This is a genomic window from Streptomyces sp. NBC_01508 (assembly GCF_045040315.1).
In the GTDB taxonomy this organism is placed as follows: domain Bacteria; phylum Actinomycetota; class Actinomycetes; order Streptomycetales; family Streptomycetaceae; genus Streptomyces.
On the sequence record NZ_CP109419.1, the window covers coordinates 6,339,363 to 6,357,447 of the forward strand.

Below are 18,085 nucleotides of genomic sequence, written 5' to 3' on the forward strand. Positions count from 1 at the left end.
CGAGGCCCCCGTCGGTCCGACTCGACCGACGGGGGCCTCACACATACCGAGACGCCGGCGGTCCTACGGGGCGTACTTGTAACCGACCCGCCTGATCGTCCGGATCGTGTGCCGGTGCTCGATGCCCAGCTTCCGGCGCAGCCTCGCCACATGGACGTCCACGGTCCGGCCGTCGCCCACGTGTCCGTAACCCCAGACGGTGGTCACCAACTGGTCGCGGGTGTGCACCCGGTGGGGGTGCGCCACGAGATGGGCGAGCAGTTCGAATTCGAGGTACGTCAGATCCAGCGGCCGGCCGGCCACCTCGACGGTCCGCTCGGCGGAGTCGATCCGCACCGGCCCCTCGCCGGCGTCGCCGCCGGGAGCCGGGGCGGTGGCGGCGGCGGTGGCGGCCACCGGGTGCTGGTCGGCCGGCACGAGCACGAGGTAGCCGATCATCGGCGGCCTGCCCGGCAGGGTCGGCAGGGTGTGCGCCGGGGCGGGAAGCCAGGTGGAGCCGGGCGGCAGGAAGTCCACGAGCCGGTCGGCCGCGATGACCGGACCGGCCGCACGGGCCGTCCCGAGCGGTACGACCTCGTCACGGTCGACGGCCCTCAGTCGGTGACGGCCGGAGGTGGTGGCGGTGGTGGAGGCCGCGGCCGCGGCGGTGGCCGCGGTGACGGTGGAGAAAGGACGGGGGTTCGCCATGAGGGGTCAGCTCTTTCGCGCGAAGGATGTCGTCGAGTCGACAGGACGGGACGTACGTCATTCGCGACGGCCGAAGGCCCGGGAAGAGGCTTTAGAGGGCCGGCGCGTTCCTCACGCGCCGACACACCCGGTCGAAGTCGTGGTGCTGCCGGGACGGCCAGAACGGCTCAAGGTCGATGCGACCCGACGCGTCGTGCTGAAGGCTGGCCATGACCTCATTGAAGCAGAAACGGGGGCGCGGCAGGAGTGCCCTCTCACAGGTCGGTACACACAGAGGGAACCATTGGCCATTTCATGGGCAGTTCATGAGGTTCACAGCCCGTTCACGCAACGCCCGCCCCCGCCCCACGCCCCTCCATGCCCGCCCCCGCCCCACGCCCGCCCCGCCCCGCGTCCGTCAGCCCAGCCGCTTGCGCCAGTCCAGGCCCGTGACGTCGATCGCCGCACCCGGCGAACCGTCCCACGTCACCGACAGACCCGCGTCCGCCAGAGCCGCCGTGACCTCCCCGCCGACAGCCGCCGTGGTCTCCTCCGAGCCGTCGAATCCTCCGTAATACAGCGAGAGCCCGCCCCCGGCCGCCACCCGCTCGGTGCTCTGCGTGTGGAAGAAGACGAAGCCACGCACCTCCCTGGTGTCGCCGGCCTCGCGCTCGGCGCCGATCTCGTCCAGCCCGCAGTTGCGGCAGCAGGTGAAGTTCTCACGGGCCACGATGCCCCGCGCGTCCAGCCCGGCGAACACCGCCGTGATCCGCTCCGGGTCGGTCTCGCCCACCCAGCGGGCCTGCTCCCCGACACGCTCCAGCCACAGCCGGTCCACGATCCGCCGCGCCTGCGCGGCGGAGACGGGCCGCTCGTCCCCGTCCACCAGCCACTCCTCGGCGGCCTCCGCGAGCTGCGCCAGTCCGTCGTAGCCGCACGTGATCAGCCCGCGTACGTACTCCTCGATCTCCTCCCGCGTCTTGTCGTCCAGCTCCGGCACCGGCTCCTCGCTCAGCAGCCCCCGCGCACTCCACACCACCCCGGCGTCCCAGTCGGGCTCCTGGCGGGCCCACGCCACCATGATCCGGGTCACCGACTCCGCGTCCGGCAGGTCCGTCGGCAGGTCCGTGCCGAACACGTCGCTGTCGGAGCCGTCGCGGTGCTCCAGCGTGTAGCTCCCGTCGCTGTGACGCGCCACCTGCATGAACACGCTCGGCCGCTCGGGGATCCGGTCCACGGCCAGGAACTGATCGTTGACACCGCCGAGCCGGGCGACCAGCTCTCCGAGCCGGTCCGCCGAAATCCGCTCGTATTCCTGCCAGTTCTCTGTCTTCACCCTGATGGCCAGCATGGGGAGCACTGTGGCACACGCCACTGACAACACCACCGGCGTCGCGTGACGTCAGCGCAGCCGCGATCCGAATCCCGCCGCGCGGATCCGGCGCCTGATTTCCTCGGGTGTCGTTCCCAACCGGTCCGCCGCCCGCCGCGGATGCCAGCCGTTGTCGGCCAGGGTGTTCAGCAGATAGCCGCGTCTGGTCTGCGCCGAAGTCAGCCGGAACGTCTTCAAGTACGCCGTGCGCCCCTTGTGATCGGTGATCAGCTCACCGATGTGCTGCCCGTCGGAGCCGATACGGAACGGCGGCAGGAAGCGGTACATGTCGAACGACGCCATGCGGTAGACCCGCTCGAACGCGTAGGACTTACCGAGCAGTTCACGCGCCATGATCGTGTCGTGCGACTCGCGCCACTCCCGCTCCCGCCTTCGAGCGGCGGCCCGCAGATCGGCGAGCGTCCGGATGTGCCGCCCGTCGCCGAGGCGCGCGTCGAAGTCCGTTACGGACCCGCCGAAGTAGGCGTACTGGTAGATCAACTCCCCGTACATGTCCTGGAGCAGCGTCGGGTGCAGGGCGCGGTAGTCGTCGGGGTGCGGCACCACGAAGGCGGCGGCGAGCGCGTCGGCGACGTACACCATCACCCCGCACTGGCCCGGATGGATCTCGAAGACCCGCAGCGCGTCCGCGAGTCCGGGCACGTCGAGCCCCAGGAAGGCGGCCTCGGAACGGGGCGACAGTCCTTGCCGCACCGCGTCGTCCGACCACTGTTTCCAGGCGATCGTCGGCCCGCCGAAATGCAGCGCCAGATAGCCCTCCATCGCCAGGTGCGACGGCAGGAACCGGCAGCGCGTGACGGCACCGCCCGGCTGCCCGGCTTTCCCGTTCTTCCCGTTCTTCTTCGAGGGGCGCCGCTTGAGCATGCGGTGGTGCCGGTCGACGGCCATGGCCACGGGCTGGACGGTGTCCAACTGCGTTCCGTACGCCGCCGATTGCTCGCCGGACCAGTCGGCGACCAGACCGTGCGGGATGTACGAGACGTACGAGGTACGTGGAGACACCAGCACCTCGCCGAACCGGCCGTACACCTCGCGGTGCAGACGCAGCCCCGGCATCGGCTCCTCACGCACCAGCGGCACGAGCCGGACACCGCCCCACACCTGCGCCGGCCCGGCCGTCAGCCCGGTGAAGTCCAGCCCGGTCACCGCCCCCCGCCTCCCTCGTGCGTGCGCAGAAAGTTCTCGATCCGCCGGTCCAGGTACGCCTGGAGCTCGGCCAGTCCTGTACGGCCCTCGGCGAACTGCGCGATCTCCACCAGCGCCGGCAGATCCTCGGCGTCCCGGATCCCCGCCGTCGGCACACTCGCCGCCAGCCGCCGCACGTCGAAGACCTCGGCGTCGTAGACCGGATTCAGATGGACGATCGCCGTACGCCGCTCCCGGTCCAGACGTGTCCGCCACACCCGCAGAACCTCACCCGCCAGCCCCGGCGGCGCGTTGTCCCAGCCGTCCGAGACGATGACGAGCCGGTCGGGGGCGTACTCCAGCGCGTCGACGACACGCGTGCCCAGCGGCGTGGGTCCGTACGGACGTACCAGCAGCGGGTCCGTACGGCCCGAGGTCCAGTACGCGCCGTACGCCCCCGGCGCGGCCAGCGCCTCCAGCAGGAAGTGCCCGCCGAGCGCGACACCGAGCGGCCGGCGGCGCTTCTCGCCTGAGCCGGACGAGGAGTAGCTGTCGTCCAGTACGGCGGCGACGCGCCCCCACGTCCCGGCGTACCGCCCCGCCGCCCGGCGCGCCGCCGTGCGCAGCGCGCCCGTCAGCTCCGCGCGCCGGCCCACCCGCTCGTCGATCGTCAGCGACAGGGTGTACAGCGCGAGCCTGGTCAGCGGCATGACGGCCAGATCGGTCCGCACGGCGGCGCCCGCCGCGTCCGCGCCCGACTCGCGCTGTGTGCGCAGCCGTTCCAGCCGGGTCATCCGGGGCGCGATGCGCTCCACGAACGCCGTTCGCCTGACGCCGTGCTTGGCCGCGAAACCCTCGGCGACGGTGAACGGCAGCTCGTAGATCGCGCCCTGCTCGTAGTGCGCGCGGCGGTACGCGTCGAGAAGGCCGTGCTCGTAGCGCGGGCGCACGCCCGGCTCGAAGAGGAAGTCGCCCAGCTCACCGGTGGCCGGGCCGGTGCCCGTGGCCGTCGTCAGCGGCAGATGGAAGTGGCGTGCCGCGGTCTTCAGCCCGTGGCGGTACTTCACCGCGTCGTGGCCCAGGTCCGGCCGGTCCGCCAGCCAGTCGCGCAGGATCGCGCGGGTACGGCGGTTGGATACCTTCGCGGCGCGCAGCGCGCGGAACAGCCGGTAGACGCGCTGCGGCGGCAGCATCGCCAGCCGGGCGGCGATCAGCCGGCCCTCGGTCCGCTTCTGGTCCGGGCCGGTCTCCGCGGCCTCGCCCGGCGTACGCAGCAACTGCTCCACGACGCGCGCCGCGTTGTGGTCGTTGATGTCGAGCGCGAGCGAAGCGGCGTACACGGTGCGGTAGTTGACCCGTACGTACTCGTGGAGGAAGTCGAGCGACAGCCGTTGCCGGGACGCGTCGGAGCGGAACTCGCGCTGGCCCGTGGACGTGACGGCGGCGTTGACGAAGAGCAGCACGTCCTCTGCCGCGATCAGGTCGGAGTAGATCTCCGTCATGGTGTCCCCGAATCCCAGAATCCCCGTGTCCCCGAATTCCCGTGTCCCCGTACATGCGGAAGCCGGCCGGGGCATGGGGGCGCGAGCAGCGAAATTATTGCTGTACAGGCAAGTCCCGGAAGTCGCACCGGAGGCCCGCGGCCGGCCCACGAAACGTAGCACCGGGGGTGCGGTACGGCGCCACCCAATTCCCGGCCCGCCCTGGGCCGGGCCGGGGCGCGGACGGCACACTGACCCACATGAGCCAGCTACGCATCGCACTCCTCGGCACCGGCCCCTGGGCCGGGCGCACGCACGCCCCCGCCATCACGGCGCACCCGGACGTCGAATTCAGCGGTGTCTGGGGGCGGCGCCCCGAAGCCGCCACCGAGCTCGCCGCCGCCCACGGCACCACGGCGTACGCGGGGGAGGGGGACGGCGCGGGCGGTCTGGAAGGGCTCGACGCGCTGCTCGCCGTGAGCGACGCGGTCGCCTTCGCGCTGCCGCCCGACGTCCAGGCGCCGCTCGCCGCCCGCGCGGCGGCGGCCGGCTGCCACCTCCTGATGGACAAGCCGGTCGCGACGACCGTGCCGGGGGCGCGAGCCGTGGCCGACGCCGCCGAACTCGCGGGCGTCGCCTCGCTGGTCTTCTGCACCCTCCGTTTCGCCCCCGAGACCGCGGCGTGGGTCGAGGAACAGGCCTCGGTGGGTGGCTGGTTCACGGCACGCGCCCACTGGCTCGGGGCGCTCTACGGGGCGGGCGACAAGAGCCCGTACGCCGACTCGCCCTGGCGCCGCGAGAAGGGCGGCCTGTGGGACGTGGGCCCGCACGCGCTCTCCGCGCTGCTGCCGGTGCTGGGCGACGTGACCGCCGTGACGGCCGTACGGTCCGAGCCCGACCTCACCCATCTGGTGCTCACCCACACGTCGGGTGTGACGAGTTCGGCGGTACTGAGCCTGAGCGCCCCGGCGGCGGGCGCGGGCGCGGGGCTCGAACTGCGGGGCGAGCACGGGACGGCCGTACTGCCCGAGGGCTGGGGCGACCCGGCGGACATCTTCGGCAGCGCGATCGACGCCCTGCTCACGGCGGCGCGCACGGGCCGACCGCACGCGTGCGACGCGCGGTTCGGCCTGCGCCTGACGGAGATCCTGGCGGAGGCGGAGGAACAGATCACGGCGCGGTGACGAGGGGGTGGTTCCGGCAGCCCCGACGCGAACGGGCGGCGGGATCGGGGCGGCGGGATCGGGACCTCCTCGCGCCGTGGGGGAGGCGGGTGGGTGCGGACCGGCCCGCACCCACCCACCCCGCTGGTCTGCCGTCTCCGTCGTTCTCGTCAGCCCGCGGACCTCAACGGCCCGAAGAACGCCCGCAGTTCACCCGCCACCTGCTCCGGCTCCTCGTGCGCCATGAAGTGCCCGCCGCGCCCCGGCGTGCTCCAGTGCCGCAGGTCGGCGCAGAGCCGTTCGGCGAGGCTGCGAGGCAGCCCCGCCAGCGCCGGTTCATGGCTCAGGGTGACGGCCGCAGGCACCTGGATCGTCGGCACCGGCTTGTTCAGCGGGTAGTCGTAGTACTGCCGGAAGGACGATCCGATGCTGCCGGTCACCCAGTACAGCGTGGCGATCGTCAGGAGCGTGTCCTTGTTCCAGCGGCTCTCCAGATCGCCGTCGCAGTCGCTCCAGTCCCGGTACTTGTCGATGATCCACGCGAGGAGCCCGGCGGGGGAGTCCATGAGCGCCGCGGCGATCGTGTCGGGCCGGGTCCACATGATCTCGCTGTAGCCCTGGTCCCCGACGTCGAAGGCGTCGAGGTGGTCCAGGTACGCCTGTTCCTCGGGCGTCGCCGGCCGGTTCTCGAAGTCGGACGTGATCACGGCGGAGGTGAGGTGGATCCCCGCGACATGGCCGGGGTACAGGGCGCCGAGCCACTGCGTGACCCCGCCCCCGATGTCACCGCCGAAGGCGCCGTACCTCTCGTACCCGAGGGTCCCGGTCATCAGCTCGTGCCAGATCTCGGCGACCCCCCTGCGGGTGAACGGCCCCTCGGGCAGGGCCGAGTAGAGGAAACCGGGCAGCGACGGGACGACCACGTCGAAGGCGTCGGCAGGGTCGCCGCCGTACGCGGCCGGGTCGGCCAGCCGCTCGGCCGCCGCCAGCATCTCCACGAAGCTGCTCGGCCAGCCGTGCGTCATGATCAGGGGGAGCGGGGCGGGCGCGCCCTCGGCCCGCCTGCCCCGGATGTGGACGAAGTGCACCGGCCGTCCCGCGACTTCGGCGATGCGGTGCGGATAGGCGTTGAGGGCGGTCTCGGCCCGCCGCCAGTCGAATCCGTCCGCCCAGTGGGCGACGAGTGCGCGCAGATGGCCGGGGTCGGTTCCGCCGGCCCAGAAGGTGCTGTCGGACGCCGCGGTGAAGCGTGTGCGGTTCAGCCGGTCACGCAGGTCTTGGAGTACGTCGTCGGATACGGAGATCCGGAACTGCTCGGTTGTCATGTCTTCCTTCGCTCAGTGAGTCTGTCCGTGGACGGACGTCTCCTGGCGCGCTGGTCAGACGGACGCGACGGCCAGGAGGGCCCGGAAAGTTCGGGTGCTGGTCATCGGGCTCACCTCCTCGCGAGTACGTGGTCCGCCAGACCCTACCCGAGCCGCCGGACGCGTGTCCCCCGAGTATCGCGGCAAGGGCGGTCGCGGCCCCCTCAAACACCTTCTGGCCAGGGGCGATTGTCAGTGGGGGGCGGTAGAATCGTAAGTGTTCGTGAGGGTTCCACCACCGTGCCGGGAGGTCGCCGATGGCCGTTGCCACAATCACGACGAAGCTCTTCGACATCACACAGCCAGCAGCCAGGTCCGTGCAGCGCAAACCACTGCCCGCGGGACAGCCCCGTGAGTGGTACGAGAGCCACAACCGTCGCCTCAAGGCCATGCGCCTCGCCATCGCCCTGCTCGACTCGGGCGTGTATCAGCCGGCGAGTGCGAACAACCGGAAGATACGTGCGACGGCGGCGCTGATGGGCATCCATCCGCCGTCCGACACGACGTGCCGCATGGTGCGCGCCCTGATCCGCTACGGGCGTTGACGGGCTGACGGGCTGACGGGCTGACGGGCGGGGAGCGGCGAGACAGCGAGACCCCGTACGGGGCCGGTGGACGCACCGGTTCCGTACGGGGGTTTCCACGTGCGGTCCGCGCACAGCGGGTTGCCCGGCAGAGGTGGGGACGGGGGTGGGGGCAGGGCGGGTGCGCGGGCGCGCGCCGCGTCCGGCATGCTGAGGCCGGTGACATCTCCCGACGCCGGGCACATACCCGTACGACAGCCGTCACCGACGCAGTCGCCGCCTCCACCGACACGCACGCGATAGGCGGGCGGCGAAGGTCATGCACGCCGTCCTCTTCGGGTTCCTTCCCATCTGGGTGATCACCGGCCTCGGTTGGGGCGCCGCGCGTTACGACGTCCTCGGTGGCCAGGCCCAGCACGTGCTCGGGCGCTTCGCCTTCACCTTCGCCATGCCGGCCCTGCTGTTCCTGGCGATGGCGGGAGCCGAGGTGACCGCCCTGCTGAACGTCGGCGTCCTCGTCTTCGTCCTCAGCCTCGTCGTCGTCTTCGCCGCCGGACTGCTGCTCAGCCGCTGGGTGTTCCGGCGCGGCCAGGCCGAACAGGCCATCGGCGCGATGGCGGCGGGATACGTCAACTCCGCCAACCTCGGTATTCCGGTGGCCGTACACGTCCTGGGCGACACCTCCTTCGTCGTCACCGTGGCCCTCTTCCAGATGCTCTTCATCGCGCCGGTGGTCCTCGTCCTCATCGATCTGGACGTACGGCGCGAGACGCGTGGTCGCGCCCTACGGATGCTCCAACTGCCCTTCCGCAACCCGATCATCGCGGCCTCGCTCGCCGGCGTGGCCGTCTCGGCGCTCGGCCGGCCCCTTCCGGCCGAGCTGACCGCACCGCTCCAACTGCTCGGCGACGCCGCCGTCCCGGCCGCCCTCTTCGCACTCGGCATGTCACTCAACACCCGTGTGCGGCTGGACTCCTCCGCACGCGCCGAACGCGGTCTGCTCGTCGCCCTCAAGATCGCCGCCCAGCCGCTGCTCGCCTACGCCGTCGGCCACTGGCTGTTCGGGCTGAGCGGCCACACCCTGTTCGCCGTCGTGGTCTGCGCGGGACTGCCGACGGCGCAGAACGCCTTCATCTTCGCCTCGGAGTACCGGCTGGACACCGACCTCGCCAGGGACACCGTCATCCTGTCCACGCTCTGCTCGATGGTGTCCCTGTCACTCATCGCCTGGCTTTTCGTCTGAGCAGCCATCTCACCTCGCCGTCGTGCCACTCGTCGGTGGGCTCCAGTCCCGCCGCCCGCGCGACGGCCTTCGACGCCGCGTGGTCGGGGTGGACATGGGCGGCGATGTCGCGCACCGAGCGCCGTTCGAGCCGGCCGACCAGTCCGCGCGCCGCCTCGGTCGCGATGCCCCGCCCCTGGTGGGCCACCCCCACCACCCAGGCGATCTCCGCGACAAGCCACGGCCCGGGTCCGGCGTCCGGACCGGAAGTGCGGGAAGGGCGGGAAGGGCCGGAAGACGTGGGCAGTCCGGCCCGGTCGGCGGGGTCGTCAGGGTCGGCCGGGCTGATCGTCGCCTGGACCGTCCCCACCAACTGCCCCTTCGCGGCGCTCTCTTCGCTCTCCCGGAGCCGGATGACCCAGTTGCACCAGGAGACAGCCGGATCGGCTGGCCCTGCGGCCATCCGCGCATAGCGCGAGCGCAACTCGTCGGCGGTCGCCGGCTCGCCCCCGATGAAGGTGTGCAGCGCCGGATCGGACAGCACCCCCGCCATCTCCCGCGCGTGCTCCACCCGCTGCGGCACCAGCACCAGCCGCTCCGTGCCGATGACTTCCGCCTCGATCCGGGTCATGTCTCGGTCCGCGGTGCCGGGGTCCGGTGCCGTACGAAGGAGAGCTGGGGCTCGCCCGGAACGGGTGGCCCGACCCATGGCGCGGTCATGACGGCGTGCAGCCGCCCGTGCTGGATCGCGAAGCGCGGCAGCGAGAGCCCGAACATCTCCGCCACGGCGGCCAGCGCCCTTTGTTCACCCTCGCTCTCGTTCCCGAACCGCCCTGTGCCGGACTCCGTTTCGGGGAAGAAGAGCCCGGGATCGAGTGTGTCCGGAAGATCCCCGGACCGCTCCGTCACCTTGCCCTGCACCGTGAATCCGTAGCGCTCCCGCCCGTCCTCGCAGTAGGAGAGGTGGAACGTGTCGGGGAACGCCACGGACTCGTTGCCGTGCATCTCGCACCACACCAGCACCGACCGCCCGCCACCCCGCGAAGCCCGCTCGCCCATCGGACTCACCCGCCTCGACGGGAACGGCTCCGTACCGTCCTTGAACACGAAGCTCCAGCCGGCCCCCCGCCCTTCTTCGCCCGCCGCACCGCAGGAGCCGAGCCGGTCCGGACTTCTCGACGCCATGCCGTGCCACGGGTAGCCCTCCACCAGGTTCTGCGGAGGCAGCAGCGTCTCGCCGCCCAGTCGCTCGGCCAACTCCGCCGGTGAGACGCCCTCGGCGAGCAGGAAGCGGTACGAGTGGTCACGTCGGGTGGGCTCGGCCAGCCACGTGAGCCCGTCCGGCACGGCCGCAGGGCGCCCTTGCGTCAACTCCTCCCCGGGACCGGCGGCCCCCGCGCCTCGGGGCGTCGACAGGATGCGCCGCCCGCGCTCCGGCGTGACGATCGGCCCCAGGAGCGGATCGGCGAGCAGCCCTATGGGGGCGACATGATCGGTCTCGTACGGCTCCCAGTCGGCCAGCGCCGCCTCCACCGTGCGCCACGCGCCGTCCGTGTCACCCCAACGCGCCTGCTCACGCGCGGTGACGACCGCCTCGCCGAACGGGCCGGGTGGCTCGTACACATACGTACGCTCGCGGATCCGCGCCAGCAGCGCCACGGCCTGTTCCTGTTCACCCTCGTCGAACGGGGTCAGGAACCTTCTGTCGTCCGTGCTGTTGGTGCGGATGTGCTGAACCGCCGCGAGGGGGACGAACTCCTTGCCGACCAGTGGGTCTTCAAGCGGACCGCGTCCGTTGAAGTACCCGCCCGTGCCGAGCAGCGCCGTCAGCTGGACATGCAGCTTCGAGGCGCGCGGTCTGCCGTACTCGACCGCCTCGGCCAGCACCTCCAACTGACGGTCGACGTCCTCCCCGGCCAGACAGGCCACCCGCGCCCGCTCAAGGGACGCGTCGAGCGCGCGTGTCGTGTCATTGACGAAACCGGGATCCGCGCCGTTGTCACGGTGGAACCCCGCGTACACCGACCGCATGAACGCGCCGAACGACTCGTACCTGTCCGGATACTCGCCCGAATAGCCGCGGTAGACGTAGAGCGCCCATTCCCCCTCGGCGTTCACATCGCCCGGGTCGAGCAGGACATCGGTCATGTCCGAGTCGAGGGACAGCTGAAGGGCTCTGCTCCACATCCCGGCCATCAGGACCTCCCGCGCCGGGGACGTGGCGGTCAGATTGCTCTCGTACATCTCCCGCATCGTCATCGGGTCCCCGTGCCAGTGGACGCCCTCGGTCGTGCCCATCAGATAGACCGCGATACCGGCGGGCCGCCAGCCGTCGGAGACCGCCAGAAAGGAGCGGTACGACGGCGGAAGCCGCGCGCCGAGCCGCCGCTCCAGCGCCGTGATCCGCTCCTCGTCGGCGGGCGGAAACCCGAGCCCCGCCTCGATCGTCTCCGCCGCGAAGTCTATGTCCCCGTCTTCCTCCAATTCCTCCCTCGTGCTCGGCGCGGCTGCCCACTCCGCGCTCCACCGCTCCAGAAAAATTCCCCACCCCAAGTTCTCCATGTGACTCATAGTGACATCGACCACTGACAATCGGTCGTGAGCGGGGCAGGCCGGGTCAGAGCCACCGCGCCGGATCGGTGCCCCACATCGACGGCGGACCGGCCCAATCACCCGGCGCACCCTCGTAGTTGACCGGCGACCGGACATATCTGAGCCGGCCGTACGGTGAGGGTGTCTCGGCCATCCACACCTCGGGTTCGTTCGCCTCCGCGGGGTCACCCGCGGGCTCCGGCCGGATGTCGTGCATCAGCCACGACGCGGTCCCCGCGAGCGAGAGCCGCAGCTCCCGGCCCGCGCCGTCGCCCCGGCGCTCGGTGAGCGCGCGCAGGATCGCCGCGGCGAGGAGATAGCCGGTGCTGTGGTCAAGGGCCTGCGCGGGCAGTACGCCGGGCCGTCCGTCCGCTCCCCGTTCGATGAGGGAGATCCCCTTCGCCGCCTGCACCAGCGAGTCGAATCCACGCCGCTCCCGCCACGGTCCCGTCCAGCCCCAGGCGTCGAGCCGCGCGACGATCAGTCCGGGGTGCCGCTCCAGCAGGGTGCCGGGAGTGAGCCCGTACCGGTCCAGCGAGTCGGCGCGGTAGCCGAGGACCACGACGTCGGCCGAGTCGAGCAGCGCCTCGAAGGCCGCCCGATCGGCGGCGGCGCCCAGATCCAGCCGGGTGGAGCGCTTGCCGAAGCCGGTGTCGGCGTGCGCCTTCGGGTCCTCGGGCAGTGGGGGCGGGTCGACGCGCAGGACGTCGGCGCCCAGCAGCCCCAGCGTGCGGGTGGCCACAGGTCCCGCGATGACCCGGGTCAGATCGAGGACCCGTACCCCGTGCGCCGGCAGCGCCGCGGCATCCGCCGCCGGGCGGCGCCGGCCGCCGGCATCGCCCGCCACCCGCCGCCCCCCGACCGCCCGGCTGCTCCCGGCGACCCGCCGACTCTCGATCAACGGCCACCTGTCCGTGCCGGGCTCCGCCACGGCCACGGCGAGCCCGCCCGACTCGAACACGGTCTCCTGGATCCACCGGGCGGGCCGCGACCGCAGCTCCCCGGCCAGCCGCTCACGCAGCGCACCACCACCTTCGTCCCCGTCCCCGTCCCCGTCGTCGTCCCCGCCGGGGATCCCCAGCGCGGCCAGCAACCGGGCCCGGTGATGCGGATAGTTGGCATGCGTCCGCACCCAGCCGTCGGCCGCGCGCCAGAACGAGGAGAGCGGGGCGAACGGTGACCAGGCCCGTCCGTCGATCCGCAGGTGGCGCTCGCTGACGAACGCCGCCCCCACGGCCGCCTCGTGCACCCGGACCGCAGGCACCGCCCGCCCGGACCGCAGCGCCGCCAACTCGGCGGCGGCCAGGGAGCACACCCCCACACTCGCCCGCGCCAACTGCCGTACGGGCAGCCGGGACGGCAGCACACCAGGAGCCGATACGTACGTCACCCTCCCCGCCCACTCCGGGGCGCCTCCGAGAGCGCTCCAGGCGTGCGCGGTCGCCGCGTCGATGTCCTGTGTCACGGGCGTGCTCCCTTCGGGGGTGTCAGTGGCAGGTGCCAGAATCCCATCGTGTCTCTCGCCTCTCTCGCCGACCTGACTTTCGACCGCTGGCGCGCCCTGGACCGGGACGCCGCGCACCACCGTGCGCGCGAGGCCGCGCGGCTGGTGGACGGCCGGCTGGTGGAGTTCGACGGCGCGCCCCACCTGGGCGGAGTTCTGCACCACGCGGTGATCGAGCGCGAGGGACAGCGGTTCGCCCTGATACCCGGCGGCGAGGTGACGGTGGGTTTCGACCTGGCCGACTGGCGGCCCCTGCCGGAGCAGGTCGACTCCTACCGGACCGAGAGCCTTGCCGGTGGGTTCGGCTTCGACGACGACCTCGTGGCCCATCTCGCGCGCCACCTCACACCGAGGCGTACGGCCGTTGTGCCCACCGTGCTGATGGCGGTGGAGCCGCTGGAGCTTCCCGAAGAGGCCGAATCCGTCCCGGATTTCCTCGCGGGGCTGGGCCTGCGGCTGCCCGGTCCCGACGAGTGGGAGCACGCCTGCGGGGCGGGTGCGCAGACGCTGTTCCGCTGGGGTCCGGCCTGCCCGCTGGACCTTTCCCCGTACGGGGAGCACAACGATCCGACCGGCGAGCGGCGCCGGCCCAACGCCTTCGGCCTGCGCATAGCCCGTGACGTCTACGAGTCGGAGATGACGTCCGATCCTGGATCCGTCTACGGCGGGGACGGTGGCGAGGCGGTCTGCGGTGGATACGGCTCCTTCGTCGAGTGGCTGCCCCTGGCGACGGCCAACCGCAACCCCGGCATGGCCGAATTCCTCAACGGCCCCGATGGCGAGGGCATGAGCGACGAGTTCGGCATACGCCCCGTTCTCGACCCCAGCTGACCTGGGTGCACCGCCGGCCCTGCTTGAAGATCCGATCAATTGGGGTGGCCAATTCCCTGCCCCGGCCGCGCTGTTGGGGGCTGTCTTCGCCAGGGGAGAAGTCAAGAGGGTGTTTTGTCATGGAGGAAAACTAATCTTCGGACAGTACGACGCCGACCCTTGACCCCCTTATACCTCCGATGTTCACTACGCCTGATGACGCCGCCGCCTCGTCGTGGATCAGTCGTGCACCAGTCGTAGATCACTGATCACCGCTTCCCTCAGCCAGCGCCCCCGGGCGCCCCGAGAGAGGACCGGATAGTGCGCCCTGTGTTCCGCGCCCTGATCGCGCTCGTCCTGGCGGCCATGTCGCTCGTCGCCGTACCGCAGTCCCCGCCCGCCGGCGGCCGGACCGCCCCCACCCGGACCGCCCCCGCCCAGGCACCCGCCCCCGCCGCGTTCCTGACCAAGGTGCTGGTCTTCTCCAAGACCGCCGGATACCGGCATTCGGCGATCCCGGCCGGCATCGCCGCCGCCCAACGGCTCGGCGCCGCCCACGGGTTCACCGTCACCGCCACCGAGGACGCGGGCGCGTTCACCGCCGCCGATGCCCTCAAAGCCGCGCAGCAGACCGCCTTCGAGTCGTACGTCGCAAACGGCGGCGGCTCCGGCGTCGTTCTCGACCTGCACGAGCCGCACGCCTGCTGGGCGCGCTCCTCGTCCTCGTCTGCGTGCTGAGCGGCCTGTCGGGCGTGTCACCGGCCGTGGCCGCGCCCACCGACGCCGCCTTCAACTCCTCGACCGGCGCGCTGAACGTGGACCACGCGAAGTACCTCTCCAAGCACGACGTCGTCTACAACCGGCCGGTCACCGAGCCCAAGCGCGGCCTCACCGTCGGCAACGGCCGTACGGGCGCGATGGCTTGGCAGGACAACGGCCTCAACATGCAGGTGTCCGGCGTGGACACCTCCCAGCAGACCGTCTTCGGCGCCGGACTGCTCAACCTCTCCACCACCCCGGCCATGGACAGCGGCTACTCCACCTTCCAGCAGCGCCTCTCCCTCTACGACGGCACCCTCACCACCACGTACGACAACAACCGCACCGTCACGGTGATGGGCCGGCCCAACTCCGAGGTCATGGGCATCCATGTGGAGGACACCCGCTCCGGGGTCTCCACGATCACGCTGGACCTGAGCCTGTGGGACGTCGCCAACCTCGGCAACAGCGGTGACGTGCCCGACATCAACACCTGGCGGACGGTGTCCACCTACGCGGACTCCACCGGCGCCGGACTCAGCCGCGGCCAGGCGGACCCGCAGAACTTCGGCTACACCCTCGGCGCCACTGTGGAGGGCGCCGCCTACACCGCACGCGTCGTGGACGGCCGCAAGGTGCGGCTGTCGATCACGCCGGACTCCAGCTACACCATCTGGTTCACCGCGAGCAGCCGCCTCAACGCGCCGAGCCACAACTCGGTCGCCGAGGCGAAGCGCGCGCTCGCGGAGGTCAAGGCCGCCGGATACACCAGCACGAACACCGGCTACCTCAATTGGTGGCACGCGTTCCGGCAGAAGTCGTTCGTGCAGTACTCCAACGGGTCCCGTGAAGCGGACTACATGGAGAACGTCTACTACCTCTCCACGTGGCGTCGTGCCACTCCCACGAGACGTACTGGAACGTGCCCAACGCGATCACGGACCTGGCCGCCGTACGCACCCTGTTCCCGCTCGCCATCAAGGCGAGCACCCAACTGGGCCTGGACGCCGGGCTGCGTCCGCAGTGGCAGAACATCCTGGACAACCTGATCGCTTATCCCTCCGACACGAACGCGAACACCTATCTGCCGCACACGCCGCCGATCGCGCAGACGCGCAACAACGAGAATGTCGCGGCCGAGCTGATCTGGCCCTACGACCTCACCGGAATCGGCTATCCCGACCAGCAGAAGGCGATCAACATCTGGAACGTCAGGCCGTTCCCGTACGGGAACGTATGGGCCAACGACGCGGTCCAGGCCGTCAAATACGTCGGACTGGAGCCAGTTCGGCAACGCCGCCCGCGTCGTCAATCCGTGGGGTACGCAGGAGGTCCGGGTCCGCAGGACGTCCGACAACGCCGTCGTGACGACCTCCAGCAGCGCCGAGATCACCTTCAACACCGGCGCGAACGAGGTGTACGTCGTCGAGCGGACCGCCAAACCGCTCAGCTCCCACACCCAGACCCAGACCCAGCTCACCGGCACCGCGAACCAGGGCCTGAAGTCCCTGGCCGGCACCAGCTCCACGCTGGGGTCGAACGCGACGGCCGACCCGATGCTGAACAACACCGCGCTGACGTACGACAACAACTGGCATCTCACGACCAGCCGCGGCTACGGCGACTTCAACGACGACACGCACCACAGCAACACGGTGGACGCGGTCGCGTCGTACACGTTCACGGGCACCGGGGACGGTGGACGTCTATCTGGACAACGTCTTCCAGGCGACGGTGAATCTGAAGGCCGACGGCGCGAGATCCCGGCCGGATCTTCCGCGACCTGCGCGGCAAGGAGGTGCCCGCGCCGCCGAAGGAGAGGTACCTCGACCTCGTCCCGGCCCCGGCGGGTCTCTCCCCGAACGGTGTACTCGTCGCGGGCCCCTTCGCCGGCGGAGCGCGCACGACGGCGACCCAGGTCCTCGACCCGGAGACCGGCAAGCGCGTGGCCAAGCTGAAGGGCCAGGAACTTCTCGTCTGGGCCGACGACAAGCGCCTGATCGCCTGGGACATCGCGCCCGGCGGCGGTGAGTTCGACAACCGTCTGGTGCTGATCACCATCGGCAGCGACAAGGTGGTCTCGCTCAGCGGAGTCCGTACGCCGAAGGACTACTCACCGGGCCGTTGGGAACCGATCTTCGCCAAGCGCTGACGCGAGGCGCCGCGCCCGCCGTCGTTGCCGGCGCAGCAGCGCGGGCAGCCACGGCGCGGTGCCGACGAGCAGCAGGATCGACAACAGGGGCACGCGCCACCACGACGACAGGTGCGCCGGGGGTGGGAGCGGGGCCGTGGCCGGGCTCGCGGCGACCCACGGCCGGGCGGTCTTCGACCACGCCACGAACGCGTCACCGATCGGGATCAGCCCGAAGGCGTAGCGCTTGGTCCATGGGGTGCTGACCGGCAGCCCCAGCAACTCCCCGTAGCTGGCGATCCCTTCGGCCAGCGAGGAGTCGCCGTGGACCTGCGCCGCGCCGAGTGTGACAACCGTCGCCGACAGACTCACCCCGAGGGGCAGCGGCCCGGAGTCGACGTCGGCCGGGCCGTCCATTCCCTCGGGATACTCCCGCGTCGTCGGACCGAGACCGAGCGGAGTGACCACGTACCGGTCACGGAAACGCACATACTGCTCGGCGGCGAAGGCCGGGTCTATCTCGACCAGGAAGCGCTGGATGATGCTCTGCGAGGTGCCCCTGGCCACCTCGACGGGTTCGCCGGTGTCGGGGGCGACGCGGTGCGGCAGCAGTCTCGTACGGGGGTCGAGACGCTGCCGTACCCCGTCGAGCCACCGATCCACGGTGCCGGTGAACCGGGCGGGCAACAGCGTGTCGTGCAGCCGCAGCGAGGCCACAGCCACGGTCGAGTCCACCGGCCACGCCTGCCCCGGATACGCCGTCAGATAGGGCGAATCGGAGTCGTCGAACGCCGCGCCGAGAGCCGCGGAGTCCGCCGCGAACCGCCGCACCTGTGCGGTGTCGCGCTCGCCTTCCGGCCGCAACGACAGCACGCCGCCGCGCAGCCAGTTGGTCCAGCCCCGGTAGAACACCCCGTACGACGGGGTCAGTTCGGCACTGAACGCGGCACGCCCGGCCGCCGATTCCAGCCGCCCGAGCGCCCACCGCGCCTCCCGCAGCGCCTCGGCCCGCCGCTCGGCCCCCGACTCACCGGCGGGCTCCCGCAGCCCCAACTCGACCCAGGTCAGCCCGTACAGCGCATGCAGAAAGAAGTGCCCCTCAGGGAACTGCTGTTGGGCCTCGTCCCCGGCGCCGTTGTCCAACGACTCGCGTATGAAGGCCAGTTGGCCGCGTACGCCCGGGGGCTCACCGTCCGTCCCGCCGGTGGCGGGCGCCACCAGCCGTACCGCACCGACCAGCGCGCACCCGCTGACGAGCACGGCGACCACCAGGCGCGCCCATCGCAGCACCTGACGCGCAGAGGTGGACGGCGGCTTCGGCATCCGCCGATCGTACGGGCCGGCCTGAGGG

16 protein-coding genes are annotated in these 18,085 nt (G+C 71.4%); 7 read left to right on the forward strand and 9 right to left on the reverse strand.

The window, feature by feature from the left end; all coding sequences use genetic code 11:
* Positions 1-63 precede the first annotated feature (63 nt).
* The 4 genes from OG700_RS29380 to OG700_RS29395 all read right to left on the reverse strand — a co-directional run bounded on the left by OG700_RS29380 (position 64) and on the right by OG700_RS29395 (position 4,686).
* Positions 64-687 carry a winged helix-turn-helix domain-containing protein gene (locus OG700_RS29380; protein WP_405618778.1) on the reverse strand — a complete coding sequence of 208 codons (624 nt, stop codon included), beginning with the start codon at positions 685-687 and terminating at the stop codon, positions 64-66.
* Between the two features lie 397 nt (positions 688-1,084).
* Positions 1,085-2,017 (reverse strand): DUF6891 domain-containing protein, encoded by a 933-nt coding sequence (locus OG700_RS29385; protein ID WP_405618780.1) that lies wholly within the window; start codon positions 2,015-2,017, stop codon positions 1,085-1,087.
* 51 nt (positions 2,018-2,068) lie between these two features.
* On the reverse strand, positions 2,069-3,205 hold the full coding sequence (locus tag OG700_RS29390; protein WP_405618782.1) for an ARPP-2 domain-containing protein: 1,137 nt from the start codon (positions 3,203-3,205) through the stop codon (positions 2,069-2,071).
* Positions 3,202-4,686: a hypothetical protein gene (locus tag OG700_RS29395; protein ID WP_405618784.1), complete on the reverse strand. Its 1,485-nt coding sequence runs from the start codon at positions 4,684-4,686 to the stop codon at positions 3,202-3,204. Before OG700_RS29395 ends, OG700_RS29390 begins: the two co-directional genes overlap by 4 nt.
* A gap of 239 nt (positions 4,687-4,925) precedes the next feature.
* Between OG700_RS29395 and OG700_RS29400 the strand changes: the two genes are divergently transcribed.
* Positions 4,926-5,849 (forward strand): Gfo/Idh/MocA family protein, encoded by a 924-nt coding sequence (locus OG700_RS29400; RefSeq protein ID WP_405618786.1) that lies wholly within the window; start codon positions 4,926-4,928, stop codon positions 5,847-5,849.
* 149 nt (positions 5,850-5,998) lie between these two features.
* On the opposite strand, the gene OG700_RS29405 is transcribed toward OG700_RS29400, so the two are convergent.
* Positions 5,999-7,153: an epoxide hydrolase family protein gene (locus tag OG700_RS29405; protein ID WP_405618788.1), complete on the reverse strand. Its 1,155-nt coding sequence runs from the start codon at positions 7,151-7,153 to the stop codon at positions 5,999-6,001.
* Positions 7,154-7,449: 296 nt separating this feature from the next.
* Here OG700_RS29405 and OG700_RS29410 point away from each other — a divergent pair, with 296 nt between their 5' ends.
* Together OG700_RS29410 and OG700_RS29415 are read left to right on the forward strand one after the other, a co-directional pair.
* Complete coding sequence (locus OG700_RS29410; protein WP_405618790.1) at positions 7,450-7,737, forward strand: hypothetical protein; 288 nt, start codon at positions 7,450-7,452, stop codon at positions 7,735-7,737.
* Between the two features lie 298 nt (positions 7,738-8,035).
* A complete protein-coding gene (locus OG700_RS29415) occupies positions 8,036-8,959 on the forward strand; it encodes an AEC family transporter (protein WP_405618792.1) in 924 nt (307 codons plus the stop codon).
* On the opposite strand, the gene OG700_RS29420 is transcribed toward OG700_RS29415, so the two are convergent.
* Genes OG700_RS29420 through OG700_RS29430 form a run of 3 tightly spaced genes read right to left on the reverse strand, consistent with a single transcriptional unit; the run spans position 8,937 to position 12,995 of the window.
* The gene (locus OG700_RS29420; RefSeq protein ID WP_405618794.1) at positions 8,937-9,569 is read right to left on the reverse strand and encodes a GNAT family N-acetyltransferase; all 633 of its coding nucleotides are present in this window, start codon (positions 9,567-9,569) and stop codon (positions 8,937-8,939) included. The two genes, OG700_RS29415 and OG700_RS29420, sit on opposite strands and share 23 nt — an antisense overlap.
* A complete protein-coding gene (locus OG700_RS29425) occupies positions 9,566-11,500 on the reverse strand; it encodes an SMI1/KNR4 family protein (RefSeq protein ID WP_405618796.1) in 1,935 nt (644 codons plus the stop codon). The genes OG700_RS29420 and OG700_RS29425 overlap by 4 nt, the downstream gene beginning before the upstream one ends.
* Positions 11,501-11,555: 55 nt before the next feature.
* Positions 11,556-12,995, reverse strand: a complete 1,440-nt coding sequence (locus OG700_RS29430) for a CoA transferase (protein WP_405618798.1) — start codon at positions 12,993-12,995, stop codon at positions 11,556-11,558.
* 48 nt (positions 12,996-13,043) lie between these two features.
* On the opposite strand from OG700_RS29430, the gene OG700_RS29435 reads away from it, so the two are divergent.
* The 4 genes from OG700_RS29435 to OG700_RS29450 all read left to right on the forward strand — a co-directional run bounded on the left by OG700_RS29435 (position 13,044) and on the right by OG700_RS29450 (position 16,755).
* Complete coding sequence (locus OG700_RS29435; RefSeq protein ID WP_405618800.1) at positions 13,044-13,865, forward strand: hypothetical protein; 822 nt, start codon at positions 13,044-13,046, stop codon at positions 13,863-13,865.
* 300 nt (positions 13,866-14,165) lie between these two features.
* Positions 14,166-14,582, forward strand: coding sequence for a ThuA domain-containing protein (locus OG700_RS29440; protein ID WP_405618802.1), 417 nt, complete (start codon positions 14,166-14,168; stop codon positions 14,580-14,582).
* Positions 14,576-15,652: a hypothetical protein gene (locus OG700_RS29445; RefSeq protein WP_405618803.1), complete on the forward strand. Its 1,077-nt coding sequence runs from the start codon at positions 14,576-14,578 to the stop codon at positions 15,650-15,652. The genes OG700_RS29440 and OG700_RS29445 overlap by 7 nt, the downstream gene beginning before the upstream one ends.
* A gap of 749 nt (positions 15,653-16,401) precedes the next feature.
* Positions 16,402-16,755 (forward strand): hypothetical protein, encoded by a 354-nt coding sequence (locus OG700_RS29450; RefSeq protein ID WP_405618805.1) that lies wholly within the window; start codon positions 16,402-16,404, stop codon positions 16,753-16,755.
* Here OG700_RS29450 and OG700_RS29455 read toward each other — a convergent pair.
* Positions 16,717-18,057 (reverse strand): hypothetical protein, encoded by a 1,341-nt coding sequence (locus OG700_RS29455; protein ID WP_405618807.1) that lies wholly within the window; start codon positions 18,055-18,057, stop codon positions 16,717-16,719. The genes OG700_RS29450 and OG700_RS29455 overlap by 39 nt on opposite strands.
* Between the last annotated feature and the right edge of the window lie 28 nt (positions 18,058-18,085).

Bases quoted from the DNA above. Each gene is read 5' to 3' on its own strand.
- OG700_RS29400 (WP_405618786.1), top strand. From the start codon at position 4,926: ATGAGCCAGCTACGCATCGCACTCCTCGGCACCGGCCCCTGGGCCGGG.
- OG700_RS29415 (WP_405618792.1), top strand. From the start codon at position 8,036: ATGCACGCCGTCCTCTTCGGGTTCCTTCCCATCTGGGTGATCACCGGC.
- OG700_RS29395 (WP_405618784.1), bottom strand. From the start codon at position 4,686: ATGACGGAGATCTACTCCGACCTGATCGCGGCAGAGGACGTGCTGCTC.
- OG700_RS29425 (WP_405618796.1), bottom strand. From the start codon at position 11,500: ATGGAGAACTTGGGGTGGGGAATTTTTCTGGAGCGGTGGAGCGCGGAG.
- OG700_RS29380 (WP_405618778.1), bottom strand. From the start codon at position 687: ATGGCGAACCCCCGTCCTTTCTCCACCGTCACCGCGGCCACCGCCGCG.
- OG700_RS29420 (WP_405618794.1), bottom strand. From the start codon at position 9,569: ATGACCCGGATCGAGGCGGAAGTCATCGGCACGGAGCGGCTGGTGCTG.
- OG700_RS29410 (WP_405618790.1), top strand. From the start codon at position 7,450: ATGGCCGTTGCCACAATCACGACGAAGCTCTTCGACATCACACAGCCA.
- OG700_RS29405 (WP_405618788.1), bottom strand. From the start codon at position 7,153: ATGACAACCGAGCAGTTCCGGATCTCCGTATCCGACGACGTACTCCAA.
- OG700_RS29385 (WP_405618780.1), bottom strand. From the start codon at position 2,017: ATGCTGGCCATCAGGGTGAAGACAGAGAACTGGCAGGAATACGAGCGG.
- OG700_RS29455 (WP_405618807.1), bottom strand. From the start codon at position 18,057: ATGCCGAAGCCGCCGTCCACCTCTGCGCGTCAGGTGCTGCGATGGGCG.